16 protein-coding genes and 2 tRNA genes are annotated in these 15,230 nt (G+C 66.6%); 8 read left to right on the top strand and 10 right to left on the bottom strand.

The window, feature by feature from the left end:
• Positions 1 to 3: 3 nt before the first annotated feature.
• A complete protein-coding gene (locus NR101_RS15530) occupies positions 4 to 756 on the bottom strand; it encodes a DUF6776 family protein (RefSeq protein ID WP_256776571.1) in 753 nt (250 codons plus the stop codon).
• Between the two features lie 183 nt (positions 757 to 939).
• On the opposite strand from NR101_RS15530, the gene NR101_RS15525 reads away from it, so the two are divergent.
• The 3 genes from NR101_RS15525 to NR101_RS15515 are packed head-to-tail and all read left to right on the top strand — an operon-like array spanning position 940 to position 5,846.
• Positions 940 to 1,587, top strand: coding sequence for a DUF4126 domain-containing protein (locus NR101_RS15525; RefSeq protein WP_256776570.1), 648 nt, complete (start codon positions 940 to 942; stop codon positions 1,585 to 1,587).
• 45 nt (positions 1,588 to 1,632) lie between these two features.
• Positions 1,633 to 3,510, top strand: coding sequence for an EAL domain-containing protein (locus NR101_RS15520; RefSeq protein WP_256776569.1), 1,878 nt, complete (start codon positions 1,633 to 1,635; stop codon positions 3,508 to 3,510).
• A gap of 47 nt (positions 3,511 to 3,557) precedes the next feature.
• Entirely contained in the window at positions 3,558 to 5,846 is a 2,289-nt protein-coding gene (locus NR101_RS15515) for a hybrid sensor histidine kinase/response regulator (protein ID WP_256776597.1), read from the top strand.
• Position 5,847: 1 nt separating this feature from the next.
• On the opposite strand, the gene bfr is transcribed toward NR101_RS15515, so the two are convergent.
• From bfr to NR101_RS15500, 3 genes are all read right to left on the bottom strand, one after another.
• Complete coding sequence (gene bfr / locus NR101_RS15510) at positions 5,848 to 6,318, bottom strand: bacterioferritin (RefSeq protein ID WP_038685798.1); 471 nt, start codon at positions 6,316 to 6,318, stop codon at positions 5,848 to 5,850.
• Positions 6,319 to 6,647: 329 nt separating this feature from the next.
• On the bottom strand, positions 6,648 to 6,857 hold the full coding sequence (locus NR101_RS15505; protein WP_038685797.1) for a (2Fe-2S)-binding protein: 210 nt from the start codon (positions 6,855 to 6,857) through the stop codon (positions 6,648 to 6,650).
• Between the two features lie 192 nt (positions 6,858 to 7,049).
• Positions 7,050 to 7,679, bottom strand: a complete 630-nt coding sequence (locus NR101_RS15500; protein WP_256776567.1) for an RNA pyrophosphohydrolase — start codon at positions 7,677 to 7,679, stop codon at positions 7,050 to 7,052.
• 120 nt (positions 7,680 to 7,799) lie between these two features.
• Between NR101_RS15500 and NR101_RS15495 the strand changes: the two genes are divergently transcribed.
• Both NR101_RS15495 and NR101_RS15490 read left to right on the top strand, forming a co-directional pair.
• Positions 7,800 to 7,876, top strand: a tRNA-Met gene (locus NR101_RS15495).
• A gap of 50 nt (positions 7,877 to 7,926) precedes the next feature.
• Positions 7,927 to 8,001, top strand: a tRNA-Gln gene (locus NR101_RS15490).
• 822 nt (positions 8,002 to 8,823) lie between these two features.
• Here NR101_RS15490 and rpsI read toward each other — a convergent pair.
• Both rpsI and rplM read right to left on the bottom strand, forming a co-directional pair.
• The gene (rpsI, locus tag NR101_RS15485) at positions 8,824 to 9,216 is read right to left on the bottom strand and encodes a 30S ribosomal protein S9 (protein ID WP_017354549.1); all 393 of its coding nucleotides are present in this window, start codon (positions 9,214 to 9,216) and stop codon (positions 8,824 to 8,826) included.
• 2 nt (positions 9,217 to 9,218) lie between these two features.
• Entirely contained in the window at positions 9,219 to 9,647 is a 429-nt protein-coding gene (rplM, locus tag NR101_RS15480) for a 50S ribosomal protein L13 (protein WP_256776566.1), read from the bottom strand.
• Between the two features lie 181 nt (positions 9,648 to 9,828).
• On the opposite strand from rplM, the gene coq7 reads away from it, so the two are divergent.
• Positions 9,829 to 10,473: a 2-polyprenyl-3-methyl-6-methoxy-1,4-benzoquinone monooxygenase gene (coq7, locus tag NR101_RS15475; RefSeq protein WP_256776565.1), complete on the top strand. Its 645-nt coding sequence runs from the start codon at positions 9,829 to 9,831 to the stop codon at positions 10,471 to 10,473.
• A 111-nt stretch (positions 10,474 to 10,584) separates the two neighbouring features.
• Here the strand turns inward: coq7 and sugE are convergent, their stop codons facing one another.
• Both sugE and speD read right to left on the bottom strand, forming a co-directional pair.
• Positions 10,585 to 10,902 (bottom strand): quaternary ammonium compound efflux SMR transporter SugE, encoded by a 318-nt coding sequence (sugE, locus tag NR101_RS15470; protein ID WP_256776564.1) that lies wholly within the window; start codon positions 10,900 to 10,902, stop codon positions 10,585 to 10,587.
• A 166-nt stretch (positions 10,903 to 11,068) separates the two neighbouring features.
• Complete coding sequence (speD, locus tag NR101_RS15465; RefSeq protein WP_256776563.1) at positions 11,069 to 11,863, bottom strand: adenosylmethionine decarboxylase; 795 nt, start codon at positions 11,861 to 11,863, stop codon at positions 11,069 to 11,071.
• Positions 11,864 to 12,010: 147 nt separating this feature from the next.
• Here speD and crp point away from each other — a divergent pair, with 147 nt between their 5' ends.
• Positions 12,011 to 12,700, top strand: a complete 690-nt coding sequence (crp, locus tag NR101_RS15460; RefSeq protein ID WP_256776562.1) for a cAMP-activated global transcriptional regulator CRP — start codon at positions 12,011 to 12,013, stop codon at positions 12,698 to 12,700.
• A gap of 173 nt (positions 12,701 to 12,873) precedes the next feature.
• A complete protein-coding gene (locus NR101_RS15455; protein WP_256776561.1) occupies positions 12,874 to 13,638 on the top strand; it encodes a sulfite exporter TauE/SafE family protein in 765 nt (254 codons plus the stop codon).
• Positions 13,639 to 13,659: 21 nt separating this feature from the next.
• Here the strand turns inward: NR101_RS15455 and NR101_RS15450 are convergent, their stop codons facing one another.
• Together NR101_RS15450 and trpC are read right to left on the bottom strand one after the other, a co-directional pair.
• The gene (locus NR101_RS15450) at positions 13,660 to 14,376 is read right to left on the bottom strand and encodes a haloacid dehalogenase-like hydrolase (RefSeq protein WP_256776560.1); all 717 of its coding nucleotides are present in this window, start codon (positions 14,374 to 14,376) and stop codon (positions 13,660 to 13,662) included.
• Positions 14,373 to 15,176: an indole-3-glycerol phosphate synthase TrpC gene (gene trpC, locus NR101_RS15445; protein WP_256776559.1), complete on the bottom strand. Its 804-nt coding sequence runs from the start codon at positions 15,174 to 15,176 to the stop codon at positions 14,373 to 14,375. Before trpC ends, NR101_RS15450 begins: the two co-directional genes overlap by 4 nt.
• Positions 15,177 to 15,230: the final 54 nt, after the last annotated feature.

The following is a 15,230-nucleotide window of genomic DNA, read 5'->3' as shown; positions in this document are numbered from 1 at the left end:
GGCTTACTCCCCTTCTTTTGCCGATGGTGCAGCCGGTGCGCCGGCCTGCTTCCAATCAAAAACCTGGGTGGCGCCCCCCGCGCCCGATCCCAGCGTGACCCGCACACGTTGCGGGGTGAAGTCTTTCGGCAGGATGATGCTGCCGGTGAGCTGCTGGAAGTACCGGAAGGAATAGTCCTGACCCGGTACCTTGGTGCGCTGGTGCAGCTCGTCCCAGCTGACCGAGGTCAGCTTGCCGCCTTTGACGCCTTCCACGGTGAAACGCATCTGGCCCTGGCTGATCGCGCCACGGTTCAGGTTCTGGGTGAGCACCACCGCGTACTGCCAGGTGCCGCCGGTTTCCGGGGCAAACTCGACCGAATGGGTGTTCAGGCCCTTGCGCTGGCTGGTCGCCCCGACCAGCCGCTCGTAGAAGGCCACGTCCGCGCGCAGCCCGGCGATCTCTTCATCGCGCTCGCCCAGCGAGGTCTGCACCTCGTTGTTGGCCGCGCGGCTGATGCGGTCGGAGGCCTGCAGCGTGGCCTGGCGCTGCTGCAGTTCCACCACCTGCTTGTTGAGCGCGTCCGCGTGCGCCTGTGCGGCGTCCAGCTGCTTGCCCACGTCGCCGCCGGGGCCGGCGGTCCAGCGGCCGACCAGCACCGCCACGATCAAGGTGACCAGCCACACCCCGGCCAGGATGGCCAGGCGACGACGATCGGGCGCGGGCGCGTTGCCGGGCCGGCGGATCTGGATACGGGACGGTGTGGGGTTGCTCATGGCGGATGTCCGCGGCAGCGCCCAAGGCGATACCGGCACGGCCTCTGTCGGAACGATCGACTGGTTAGTGTAAGTCAGGGTCGGCCCATTTCACGCGCCCCGGGGCGTGGCCGGCGGTGGCGTTCATCGACGTCATCCCCGATAGTGTGGGCCTGTGCACACTTTGCAGACGGAGCGCATCCCATGACCGAAGCCCATCTGTTCGTCATCGGCATCCTGCTGGCCTGGCTGGCCGGCATCCGCGTGTACCTGACCGTATTCGGCGTGGGCCTGGCCGGGCTGCTCGGCTGGGTCGATCTGCCGCCGGCGCTGCAGGCCACCCAATCCTGGTGGGTGCTGGGCACCTCGGCGGTGCTGGCCATCGCCGAGTTCTTCGCCGACAAGATCCCCGGGGTGGATTCGGTCTGGGACCTGGTCCAGACCCTGGCACGGGTCCCGGCTGGCGCCTTCCTGGCCGCGGCCACGTTGTCGCCCAGCGGCGAACTCAGCGGCACCGCGCTGGTCGCCGGCGCCGGGGTGGCACTGGCCAGCCATGGATTGAAGTCCGGCACCCGCGCCCTGCTCAATACCTCGCCCGAACCGGCCAGCAACTGGATGGCCTCGGCCGCCGAGGACACGGTGGTGGTCGGCGGGTTGGCGCTGGCACTGGCGCATCCGTGGCTGGCCCTGATCGTGGTGATCGGCTGCAGCCTGGCCGGCGCGCTGGTGGTGTGGCTGGTCTGGCGCACCTTGTGGAAAGGCATGCGCTGGCTGCTCGGGCAGGCCAGCCCAGCGCCGGATGTACTGTCGAACCGCGACGTGCTGACGAACCGCGACGTGCTGCCACCGTAAACCGAAGCATGCACTGCATAATTGCGCCGCAGACTGGGAGTACTGATGGCCGTCACCGAAAACGTTGTTGCATCCGCCCGCGCCACGCGCGCTGAAACCCCGCCGGCCGACCATTGGCAGCGCTGGGTCGGGACGCCCGCGCCCGTCGCGGCGCCGAGCAACGTGGTGCCGCTCACCGCTGCCATTGCCGTTGCACCGATGCCGCCGCCGATGCCGCCCCTGCCCGCTCTGGAAACGTCCCAACCGGACGACGGCGCGACGCCGCTGGCCCTGGATGCACCGTATCGGGTACTGATCGTTGAAGACGACCGCTCGCAGGCCCTGTTCGCGCAGAGCGTGCTGCACGGCGCCGGGATGGAAGCCATCGTGCACAGCGATGCCGAAGGCGTGCAGCAGGCGATCGCCGAGAACCGCCCCGACCTGATCCTGATGGACCTGCACCTGCCCGGCCTGGACGGCATGCGCCTGACCGCGCTGATCCGCCAGCAACCGGGTCAGCAGCTGCTGCCGATCGTGTTCCTCAGCGGGGACCCGGATCCGGAGCGCCAGTTCGAAGTGCTCGACAGCGGCGCCGACGATTTCCTCAGCAAGCCGATCCGTCCGCGCCACCTGATCGCCGCCGTGTCCAACCGGATTCGCCGCGCCCGTGCGCAGGCCGCCTCGCAGCCCGGCGCGCACGGCGCCCCGGCGATGAACAATCCCGAGACCGGCCTGCCCACCCGTCACCACGTGATGCAGCAGTTGGCCGCGTCGCTGGCGCACCGCGATCACGGCGGGCTGTTCTTCATCGAAGTGGCTAGTGCGCTGGGCCTGCGCGAACGCTACGGCTATGCCGCCTTCGAGCGGCTGATGGTGCAGGCCGCGCAGCGCCTGGCCGATGCAGCGCAGCCGCACCTGCTGGCGCGCTTGAACGACAACAGCTTCCTGGTGCTGGCGCGTGGCGTCGACGAGGAAAGCCTGGACAAGATGGCCCAGCACCTGCGCGAGCAGCTGTCCGCGCGCGCGTTCGTGATCCGCGATGACGAATCGGTGCACCTGCGCGGGGTGGTCGGGCATGCCCAGCTGTCGCTGGGCTTCAGCGATGCCGGCACCGCGCTGGAAGCGGTCGAGCGCACCACGCTGCAGGCCCGGCTGCTCAGCGCCGGCGTGGCCGCGCACGTGCGCCGCGAGGATGTCGCCGCACAGGAACACCTGGCCCTGCTGGAAGGCCAGCTCGAACTGGCCTACCAGCCGATCGTGGCCGTGGCCGGTGGCGACACCGCGCAGTACCAGGTGCTGCTGCGGCTGCGCCAGGCCGATGGCAGCGTGCTCACTGCCGGCCAGGTGATTCCCGCCGCCGAAGCGGCCGGGCGAATCGCCGACCTGGACCAGCAGGTCCTCGATCACGCCCTCGGGCTGCTCGATCTCTACCGCCACGCCACCCAGCCGTTGCATCTGTTCGTGTCGCAGTCGCTGCGCACGCTGGCGCGCGACGCCTTCGCCGACTGGCTGCTGGAATCCTTGGAACGTCGCCAGATCCCCGGCAGCGCGGTGGTCATCGACGTACGCCTGCCCGACGCGCTGATCCACACCGTCACCCTGCAGCAGTTCTGCGCGCGCATGAGCGCGGTGGGCGTGCGCTTCTGCCTGAGCCAGTTCGAGCCGGGCAGCGACGCCAACGCGCTACTGACCCAGCTTCCACTCACGTATGTGCGCATGGCAGCCCGCTTCTCCAGCGCCCATGCCAACCAGCACACCCGCGACGAGCTGCGCGCGGCGATCGAAAACGCGCACCGCGCCGGGCTGCAGATCATTGGCCAGCAGATTGAAGATCCGCAGGCTGCCGCCGCGATGTGGATGGGCGGGGTCGACTTCATCCAGGGCAACATGGTGCAGTCGGCGGGCAGTGAACTGAACTTCGACTTCCACAACGCGGTGTTGTGAGCATGACGACCCACGGACGGGTTCCACGCGCACTCTGGCTGGCAGCGATGGCCGCCGCCGTTGCAGGCACGGCCGCGATCCTGGCCGCCCTCGGCAGTCGCGGGCCGTGGCCGCTCATCGCCGCCGCCGCTGCCGTGCTGGCGGTGATCGCCAGCCTGACCTGCGTGCAGCACTGGCGCGACACCCAGCAGCGGCTGCAACAGCTGCACCGGCGCGGCGATGCGCTGGCCCGCGAGCGCGACCAGCTGCAGCACGCGGTGCAGCAGCAGGATGTACTGGAGCAGGAACTGCTGCGCGCCAAGCAGGCGGCCGAAGCCGCCGCGCTGGCCAAGGGCGAGTTCCTCGCCACCATGAGCCACGAAATCCGCACCCCGCTCAACGGCATCCTGCCGATGCTGGACCTGATCGCAGGCGGCCAGCTCGGCAACGACCAGCGCCAGATGCTGCAGACCGCCACGGTCAGCTCGCAGCAGCTGCTGCGCATCGTCGATGACATCCTCGATTACTCCCGTCTGGAGGCCAAGGGCCTGGACCTGGAGATCACCACCTTCAACCTGCGCGAACTGCTCGAAGGCCTGGTCCAGCTGATGCAGCGCACCGCCGATCCCAAGGCGCTGACGCTGTCGCTGGAACTGGACCCGGCGGTGCGGCTGTCGGTGCGGGGCGATCCAGTGCGGCTGCGCCAGGTGCTGGGCAACCTGCTGGTCAACGCGATCAAGTTCACCGAGCGCGGCCAGATCCGCGTGCGCGTGCAGCGCCAGGGCGAAACCAGCGCGCAGCATCAGTTGCGCTTCGAGGTCATCGACACCGGCATCGGCATCGACGCGGCCCTGCAGTCGCGCCTGTTCCAGTCCTTCAGCCAGGCCGATGCGTCCACCACGCGCATCTACGGCGGTACCGGGCTGGGGCTGGCGATCTGCAAACGCATCATCGACCTGATGCACGGACGCATCGGCGTCACCTCCACGCCGGGCCAGGGCGCCACGTTCTGGTTCGAGATTCCGTTGTTGAAAGTGATCGGCGACCTGCCCACGCTCGGCAGCGGCAGCGGCACCACCCGCGCCCTGCTGGTCAGCACCGATGCACCGTTGGCCGCGCGCCTGGAACGCGTGCTGGAGCACCACGACGTGCGCCTGCACGTCGTGGACAGCGCCTCGACCGCACTGGACATCCTGCGCGCGCCGCAGCGCCCCGGCATCGAACCGGCGTTGACCTGGGTGATCGCCGACACCGACGCGCTGCGCCACGGCGCCATCGCGTTGCACCGGGCGGTCCTGCGCGACGCACGCGATCCCCTCCCGAAGCTGCTGTGGCTGCAGGGCAAGGACGCGCTGGCACCGGTGCTGCTCGGCGATGCGCTGGCGTTGCCACGCGACGCCGAAGACAGCGACCTGCATGCCCTGCTGCGTCCCGCCAGCGCACCCGCGCGCCCGGCGCCGCTGCTGGCTGATGTCGAGGCCGATGCAGGTCGCGAGCCGTCGCCACAGCTGGGCCTGCGCGTGCTGCTGGTGGAAGACAACAGCGTCAACCTGGCCGTCGCCCAACGCCTGTTGCAGGTGCTGGGGTGCAGCGTGGTGACCGCCAACGATGGCGAGCAGGCATTGCAACGCCTGGATACCCAGCGCTTCGACCTGGTGCTGATGGATTGCCAGATGCCGGTACTGGATGGCTACCAGGCCACGCGTCGTTGGCGTGCGCGGGAAACCGGGAACGGTGCCGCGCGTCTGCCGGTAGTGGCGATGACCGCCAACGCCATGGCCGGCGACCGCGAGCGCTGCCTGCAGGCCGGCATGGACGATTACCTGTCCAAACCGGTCAACCGCGCCTCGCTGCAGGCGTGCCTGCAGCGTTGGCAGGGCGAGGCGCCGGCGGTACACACGCCGGTGCAGGCACTGCGCGAACCCGATCCGGCCGACATCGCCGCAGGATTGGCCGCCCTGGGCGCGGCCGGCGTCGGCGAGAACGGCGACGAGCCGCTGCCGGTGCTGGACAACAGCGTGCTGGATGAACTGCTGGAGGTGATCGGTGCGCAGACCGCGCAGATCATCGGCGTGTTCCTGGACGACACGCCCGCGCTGATCCAGCAGTTGCAGGATGCCTCGGTCGCCGCCGACCTGGACCAGCTGCGCGCCATCGCGCACAGCCTGAAATCGGCCAGCGCCAATGTCGGGGCCATCGCCCTGTCGGTGGCCGCACGTCGGATCGAACACGACGCACGCGCCGGCACGCTGGAGCGCCCCGCCGTGGCGGTGGCGCTGTTGATTGCCGAGTTCGCCCGCGCACGGATCGCGCTGGCCGGCTATCAGAACGGCCTGCGCGCCCCGCTGCAGGGCTGACTCAGTCGTCCAGCTTGGTGAGCAGGTAGTTCGGCTCGCTGATGCGCTCGATCAGATCCAGCTGGGTTTCCAGCCAGTCGATGTGCTCCTCTTCGGAATCCAGGATCTTCACGAACAGCTGGCGGCTCACGTAGTCGCCCACGGAGTCGGCATACGACACCGCATCGCGCAGGGTGACCACACCGTCGCGCTCCAGCGCCAGATCGCACTGCAGGATCTCGGTCGGGTTCTCACCGATGCGCAGCTTGCCCAGCGCCTGGAAGTTCGGCAGGCCTTCGAGGAACAGGATGCGATCGGACAGCATGTCGGCATGCTTCATCTCTTCGATCGATTCCTTGTACTCGTGGTCGGCCAGTTCCTTCAGGCCCCAGTTCTTCAGCATCTTGGCGTGCAGGAAGTACTGGTTGATCGCGGTCAGCTCGTTGTAGAGGACCTTGTTGAGGAATTCGATGACTTTGGCGTCGCCCTTCATGAGCTGCTCCTGCTGCGTGTGAACGCGCGCACTGTAGCGCTTCGGGCGAAACCATGAAGGAACGCGAATCGTGCTCAGTTGCGCCGTCGCGCAACTGGGCACGACGCCTACGATCCGCGCTGCGCAACCAGGGTCGGTGGGTTGCCTCCATACCTCTGCGCGCTTTGGCGCGCCCCCTGTACTCCAAGGGAGCTCTCCACCCGACGGGATAGGTTGAGTCCACGCAGCGCGGATTAAAGGACCACGCAACGCGCCGCCTTGCGGGGCGGTCTCGGTCGTTCTTTCAAGAGAAACCCAGCAGGCGCCGCGCAGTTGCGCGGAGAGGTACCTCAGGCAACTTGGGCCAGGCCCAACACCGGCAACGGCAGGTCGTGGGTGGCGCTGAACTTGGCCAGCAGGTCGGCCGCCATATCCAGGCACGAGCCGCAGGTGGCACCACAGCCGGTACGCATGGTCAGCTCGGACACGCTTGCGACACCGCTTTGCGCGGCTTCGCGGATCTGGTGGTCGGTAACCCCGTTGCAGATGCAGACGTACACGTGCGGACTCGGCAGACAGGCCCGGATCGGCCTGCCGCTATTCAAATCGAAACGAGAATGGTTGTCAATTTCGTATCTGAATCATTCTCGATACGGTTCAGCCAGCCGGTGCACATCCTCCGGAGAACGCGGCAGATCGTCGACCGGACCGGCGGACCGACCCCTGGAACCACGATCTGTCGTGGCGCCGTCTCAGGGCGTGCCTGGCTCGGCCTTGGCCTTCTTCGGCCAATAGCCCCGCTTGGGCGGCGGGGTGCTGCGCTTGCGCGGCCGATCATGCCCGGCCGTGTTGCCGGGCATCCAGGCCTCCTGGGCGGACTTGGGCATCGATTCCACCCCGGTCCCGGCCACGCCCCGCGCCAACGGCGCCAGATGGCGCAGCGCACGTGCATAGACCCCGCGCTTGAACATCACCACATGCTCGACCGGGTACCAGAAATCCACCCAGCGCCACTGGTCGAACTCGGGGCTGTCGGTATGGTCCAGCGACACATGGGATTCGTCGCCGGCCAGCCGCAGCAGGAACCACACCTGCTTCTGGCCGATGCAGACCTGTTTCTCATTGCGGCGGATGGCCCGTGCCGGCAGCCGATAGCGAAGCCAACCCGGCGTCGCCCCGAGCACTTCGACGTGCTCCGGCAACAACCCGGTTTCTTCGTGCAACTCGCGATACATGGCTTCGACAGGCGTCTCGTCGGTATTCATGCCGCCCTGCGGGAACTGCCAGCCGTCCCGGCGCACACGTCGCGCCCAGAACACCTGCCCGTCTTCCCGCATCAGCACAATACCGACGTTCGGTCGATAGCCGTCCGGATCGATCACGATGCGGACTCCTAGAAAAATCTACTGTCCGGGACTGTGACACGCCGGCTGTCCACTCACAAGCGTGATGAAAAAGTGTTGACAGATCCCGGATACATCTCCAGAATTACCGGCTCCCTAGGCTATGTAGCTCAGCCGGTTAGAGCACAGCACTCATAATGCTGGGGTCGGTGGTTCGAGTCCACCCATAGCCACCAAGTTCAGCTTGGTTTTGTAGGGAAAAAGTGCAATACTTGCACGCAGATATTGCCCCGTCGCCAAGCGGTAAGGCACCTGACTCTGACTCAGGCATTCGGTGGTTCGAATCCATCCGGGGCAGCCAAATAAAACAAAAGGCCTGATCGAAAGATCAGGCCTTTTGTTTTATTTGGTGCAGTTAGCTGGGCGCTATGCGCCCAGCACCCCAACCTTGCGCAGCAAGACTGGGGTCCGCCTCCCTTACCTCCACATCCCCGCGCCCGTCGGCGCGCGCCTCTTGGACTCCAAGGGGGGCTTCGCCTGATGGTGCAGGAGGGGCGCTGGGCGCCATTGGGGGCAGGCGGGCAGGCGGGCGGGCGGGCAGCGTTCGCCATCAACGGCGAGATACGCCGCGATTGATGGGCGATGACGCCAGCGCTGCCAGCGGCCCGGATGATGGAAGAGCGCAATCGGGGTCACGACCATCGCAAGCGACACCCTCGGCTCGCGGATGGGCGACGAGGTTGCCGGCCAGCGGCCGGCACTACCGATTCAACGCCCCCAGGCGCTCGCCCGTTTTGCCTCGCTTTTCCCCTGCTCACCAGCCAACTGTCGAGGGTCGGCGCAGGTGGGTTGGCGGGATCCTGAGCCGCATGGATGCGGCGACGGAGCTTACACGGATGTACTTGCAGCGTGTCCCGACAATCCACCCGCGCCGACCCAGCCAGGCCAATGCGCAGAGCAGATGGTTTGGCTTTGGCTTTGGCTTTGGCTATCGGGCAATGGCAACAGAAGAGGCAGAGGGGCGACGGCAGCCGAGCATGGCTCGGCTCTACCGGCCTGTTTCTGGCACCCTGCACCGCCCTTGGCAATGCGGCATCCCATAAACGGCAAAAGCCCGGCCGAGGCCGGGCTTTTGCTGTCCTCCCAGCGGGATCCCGAAAGATCCCACGCCAGGCGCGATGGATCAGCGCTTGGAGAACTGGGTGGCGCGACGTGCCTTGTGCAGGCCGACCTTCTTACGCTCGACTTCACGGGCGTCACGGGTCATGAAGCCAGCCTTGCGCAGCTCGGACTTCAGGGTTTCGTCGTACTCGACCAGCGCACGGGCGATGCCCAGACGGATCGCACCGGCCTGGCCGGTGGTGCCGCCGCCAGCGGCGGTGACCATGATGTCGAAGCTTTCGGTGTTCTTGGTCAGCTCCAGCGGCTGGCGCACGATCATGCGCGCGGTCTCACGGCCAAAGAACTCGTCCAGCGGACGGCCATTGACGGTGATGTTGCCGGCGCCCTTGCGCAGGAACACGCGGGCGGTGGAGGACTTGCGGCGGCCGGTGCCGTAGTTTTGAGTGATAGCCATGATTAGATATCCAGAACCTGAGGCTGCTGAGCGGCGTGCGGGTGCTCGGAACCCGAGTACACCTTGAGCTTGCGGTACATGGCGCGGCCCAGCGGGCCCTTCGGCAGCATGCCCTTGACGGCGGTCTCGATGACGCGCTCCGGGTGGCGCTCAAGCGCCTGGGCCAGAGTTTCGGTCTTCAGGTTGCCGATGTAGCCAGTGAAACGGTGATACAGCTTGTCCTGCAGCTTCTTGCCGGTGACGACAATCTTTTCTGCATTGATGACAACCAGGTAATCACCGGTATCAACGTGAGGGGTGTAAACCGGCTTGTGCTTGCCGCGCAGACGGCGGGCCAGCTCGGTGGACAGACGGCCCAGCGTCTTGCCGGAAGCGTCGACGAGATACCAGTCACGCTGGACGGTCTCGGACTTTGCAGTGAAAGTGCTCATGAAAGAACTCAAGTAGGTCGGGCTCATTGCGGCGTTGAACGGCCGGAACTCTGCCACGCGTTGTGAAGAGGCGGGATTGTACCGGCGCGACCCCGCACATGCAAGTTGACCCCCGCCGTGGCTTGGCACGCCGCCGCCAGGGGGCGAGAATCGACGATCCCCCGCTGCACGCCGCCCCGCCATGACCGCGACCCGCCAGATCACCCCGCTCGATCACCTGCTGACCGAAGCCCAGCGCGCCCTGGACACGGTCTTCGGCAACCCGCCGGCCAGCCGCCCCTACCCCGCCCAGGCCACGCCGGACGTGCAGATGGCCAGCGCCGAGCGCCGCCATGCCGCCGGCCTGATGCGCATCAACCATGTCGGCGAGGTGTGCGCCCAAGGCCTGTACTTCGGCCAGGCCGCGGTCGCCCAGGAGCCGCAGACCCGTGCCCACCTGCTCGACGCGGCCCAGGAAGAGACCGATCACCTGGCCTGGTGCGCCCAGCGCCTGCGTGAACTGGACAGCCGCCCGAGCCTGTTCAACCCGATCTGGTACGCCGGCAGCTACACCATCGGTACGCTGGCCGGCCTGCGCGGCGATGGCTGGAACCTGGGCTTCGTGGTGGAAACCGAGCGCCAGGTCGAAGCCCATCTGGACGAACACCTGGACACCCTGCCCCCTGCCGACCTGCGCAGTCGCGAGATCCTCAAGGTGATGAAGATCGACGAGGCCCGCCATGCCGATCACGCCGAACATGCCGGCGCGCGCAAGCTGCCGTTCCCGATTCCCTCGGTGATGGCGCTGGCATCGAAGGTGATGAAGACCATCGCCTACCGCATCTAGGTAGTGCCGGCCGCTGGCCGTCAACCTCATGGACCCATCTGGATGCACGCGTTGCCGGCCAGCGGCCGGCACTACCCGGGGTGCGTGCGCGACGTCCTCCAGACGCGCCGATCAGCCCCCGACCAGCTTCAACCCGATCACGCCGGCCACGATCAGGCCCACGCAGGCCAGCCGCGGCAGCGAGGCGCTGTCGCCAAACAGGAAGATGCCCAGCGTGGCCACGCCGAGGGCGCCGATGCCGGTCCAAATCGCATAGGCGGTGCCGACCGGGATCGACTTCATCGCCTGGCTCATCAGGTACAGGCTGACCAGCGCCGCACCGACGGTGGCCAGGGTGGGCAGCGGCTTGCTGAAGCCCTCCGAGTACTTCATTCCGATCGCAAAGCCGATTTCGAACAGGCCGGCCAGCAGCAGATAGATCCAGGGCATGGGGTACTCCTTTGAAAAAACAAAAACGGCCCGGTGTCTTCACACCGGACCGTCGTCGATTGGCTTCCCTGGCACCGGTACTGCACGGATCCGGGCATCACGGGGCGGGCCGTCCCGCCGGGTGCAGCGCCGCCACCGGTTGCCCGGGGCGGCTGTCACAGCGGTATTACTCGGTCAGGTTGCGCCCGTGGAACAGCTCTTCGATCTCGCGACGCAGCAGCGCCTCGATCTTCATGCGTTCCTTGAACGACAGGTTCTTGGCCTTCTCTTCGAACAGGTACTGGTCCAGGTCGAAGTCCTTCAGGTGCATCTTCGTGTGGAAGATGTTTTCCTGGTAGACGTTGACGTCGAACATCTCGTAACGCGACTTGATGTTCTTGGCCAGGAAGTTCTGGATCGAGTGGATCTTGTGATCGATGTAGTGCTTCTTGCCCTTTACATCACGGGTGAAGCCACGCACGCGGTAGTCCATGATCACGATGTCCGATTCCAGACTCTCGATCAGGTAATTCAGCGCCTTCAGCGGGGAAATCACGCCACAGGTAGCCACATCGATGTCCGCGCGGAACGTGGCGATGCCCTCCTGCGGGTGGGTCTCCGGGTAGGTATGGACAGTGATGTGGCTCTTGTCCATGTGCGCGACCACGGCATCGGAGATCAACTCCTTGCCGGCCTGCTTCTTGTCGATCACCGGTTCTTCAGAGATCAGGATCGTCACCGAGGCACCCTGCGGATCGTAATCCTGGCGCGCCACGTTGAGGATGTTGGCGCCGATGATCTCGGCGACATCGGTCAAGATCTGAGTAAGCCTATCGGCGTTGTACTCTTCATCAATGTATTCGATGTAACGCTGACGCTCTTCTTCGGTGCGCGCGTAACACACGTCATAGATGTTGAAGCTCAGCGCCTTGGTGAGGTTGTTGAAACCCTGCAACCTCAGGCGAGGCAACGGCTTGACCACGGCGGTGGATCCTGTGAGTGGTGGGAAAGGCGCAATTATGGGGCAAAGTGATCGGGGGCGAAACTTGCATCGAAAGGAATAGGTGTGCTCTGTTTGCCCTTAACAAACCGGATCGTTAAGCTCGCGGCACATAGCCGTGAATTGTTCATGAGCAAAGGGAGCGCCTCAAACGTGTCAACTGTGCGCCTTGCCACAAGTCCACTGGCCCTGGATATCGCCACCATCGACCGTTTTCTGGCCCACAGCCATCGCCGCCGCTACCCCGCGCGGACCGATGTGTTCCGCCCCGGGGACCCCGCTGGCACCCTTTACTACGTGATAAGCGGCTCGGTTTCTATAATTGCTGAGGAAGAGGACGACCGCGAGCTGGTCCTCGGCTACTTCGGTTCAGGTGAATTCGTCGGCGAGATGGGGCTGTTCGTCGAATCCGACCGTCGCGAGGTGATCCTGCGCACCCGCACCCCCTGCGAGCTGGCTGAGATCAGCTACGAACGCCTGCACCAGCTGTTCCTCGGCCCGCTGTCGGCCGACGCCCCGCGCCTGCTGTACGCGCTTGGGCAGCAGATCTCCAAGCGGTTGCTGGACACCAGCAGGAAAGCCAGCCGCCTGGCCTTCCTGGACGTCACCGACCGTATCGTCCGCACCCTGCACGACCTGTCCCGCGAGCCGGAGGCCATGAGCCACCCGCAGGGCACCCAGCTGCGCGTCTCCCGCCAGGAACTGGCCAGGCTGGTCGGCTGCTCGCGTGAAATGGCCGGCCGCGTACTGAAGAAGCTGCAGACCGACGGGCTCCTTCACGCCCGTGGCAAGACCGTGGTCCTGTACGGCACCCGTTGACGCCTGCCCCTGCCCCGTCCCGGACCGCGCACCGGCGGGTCCCCGTAGTGCCGGCCGTTGGCCGGCAACCCGGCAGCCCCAGACCCAGGCCTACCCGGCTTGGCGCGGGTTGCCGACCAACGGCCGGCACATCCCGGACCTCCACCTCATCGGTTTGCCGCTAGGCTGTTGCCATGGAACTGGGCAGCGAATTCTATTGGTTCATCCTGATCGGCCTCGGCGCGCAGCTGGTCGACGGTGCGTTGGGCATGGCCTTCGGGCTGGTCTCGTCCTCGGTGCTGCTGAGCATGGGCCTGCCGCCGGCGGCGGTGAGCGCCAGCATCCATACCGCCGAAGTGTTCACCACGGGCGCGTCGGGCGTCTCGCATCTGGTGGCCGGCAACGTCGACCGACGCCTGTTCCTGCGCCTGGCCCTGCCCGGCGCAGTGGGCGGGGTGGTCGGTGCGTACGTGCTGACCCAACTGCCGGGCGAGTTCATCCGCCCGTTCATCTATGCCTACCTGCTGATCCTGGCGATCTTCATCCTGCTGCGCGCCGCCGGCCGGCTGATGCCTGCCCAGGAAGTGAAGCGCGTACCGGTGCTGGGGTTTGTGGCCGGGCTGCTGGATGCCAGCGGCGGTGGCGGCTGGGGACCGGTGGCCACCTCCACCCTGCTGGCCCGCGGCGGCCAGGCCCGCACCACCATCGGCACGGTCAACGCGGCCGAGTTCGTGGTGACACTGGCAGTGTCGATCACCTTCCTGCTGACGATGGGCCTGCAGTACCTGAACATCGTCGCCGGGCTGATGATCGGCGGAATGATGGCCGCGCCGGTGGCGGCGCTGCTGGTGAAACGGGTCAAGGAACGCTGGGTGCTGGTGGCCGTCGGCGTACTGGTGCTGTCGATCAGCCTGTTCCAGATCGGCCACGCCTTTGTGCAGTGGCGTGGCGCAACCTAGGCCGAAGGCGTCATCGCAGGATCAGACCGGATCGCCGGCCCGATCCACGCAGCCCCAGTTGAGCACGGGCGTCCCCGGCGGCAGCACCTGGCGGAAATGGGCCACCCGCGACGCCTTGGGATTGACCACCACGGGCGCCTTGGCGGCCAGCAGCAACGGCAAGTCGGCGCTGCTGTCTGAGTAGGCGATGGCGATTTCGCCGTAGCCGCGCTCGCGCAGCATGCGCATCTTCTCTTCGTTGTGGCAGTGGCGGGTGGCGATCACCGCGCCCAGGCACGGGCCGACCTCGGTACCGATCACCGGCACGTCCTGGTGGGCGACGAAGGCCAGGATCGCGCGCGCAAGCTCGGGCGGTGCGCCGGTGGCGACCACCACGCGGTCGCCCTGCGCACGATGCCTGGCGAACACCGCCAGCGCGACCGGCAGCAGCCGGCGGCGGATATCGGCCTCGTGGGTAAGCACGTAGCGGTCGATGACCTTGTTGAACTCGCGCGCCCGGTGCAGGCCGAAGGTGGCGATCCAGACGTAGCCGGAAATGCCACGGCGGCGGGTGGGCAGGAACGCCACCAGCGGCCCCAGGATCGGCGTGGCCAGCAGCGCGACCAGCAACCGCAGCGGGTTGCGCTTGATCAGCCAGGCAAACAGATGGCTGCCCGAGTCGCCATCGTAGAGGGTGTGATCAAAATCGAAGACCACCAGCGTGGCGTCGTCGCGCGGCGTTGGGTAGTTCGCAGTCATGCGCTGAAGAATAGCTGACGCAGGCCCTCGCCGGGCTCTTCCACGCGCATGAAGGCCTCCCCCACCAGGAACGCATTGACCCCGGCCTCAAGCATGACGCTGACATCGGCCGGGCCGAGGATGCCGCTTTCGGTGACCAGCAGGCGATCGCGCGGCACCGCCTGGCGCATGTCCAAGGTGGTCTGCAGCGACACCTCGAAGGTGCGCAGGTTGCGGTTGTTGATGCCGATCAGCGGCACCGGCACCTGGATGGCGCGCTCGAGCTCGTCGATGTCGTGCACTTCCACCAGCACGTCCATGCCCAGCTGCATGGCCAGGTCGGACAGTTCGGCCAGCTGGCGGTCGCTGAGTGCGGCCACGATCAACAGGATGCAGTCGGCGCCGAGCACGCGCGCTTCATACACCTGGTAGGCATCGATCACGAAGTCCTTGCGCAGCACCGGCAGCGTGCACGCCTCGCGCGCCTGCTGCAGGTAGGCATCGCTGCCCTGGAAGAAGTCCACGTCGGTCAACACCGACAGGCAACTGGCGCCGCCGAACTCGTAGCTGACCGCGATATCGGCCGGATGGAAGTCGGGACGGATCACGCCCTTGGACGGGCTGGCCTTCTTGATCTCGGCGATCACCGCCGGGTTGCCGGCAGCGATCGAGGCGCGCAGCGCATCGGCGAAGCCACGCACCGGCGACGCCTGCGCCACGCGGGCGATCAGTGCCTCCAGCGGCACCTGGGCACGGCGGGCGGCGACTTCTTCGGCCTTGCGGGCCAGGATGGTGTCGAGGATGTCGCTCTTGTCGCTCATGTCGGTCAGGGTCCTTCAGGCCGGCCATTATCGACCAGCCACGGGTAAAGCGTG

Origin of the sequence: Stenotrophomonas sp. Ste86, assembly GCF_024519465.1 — a bacterium.
Lineage (GTDB): Bacteria > Pseudomonadota > Gammaproteobacteria > Xanthomonadales > Xanthomonadaceae > Stenotrophomonas.
Note: the sequence above shows the minus strand (reverse complement) of the source record. Positions and strands in the feature narration are given on the sequence as shown.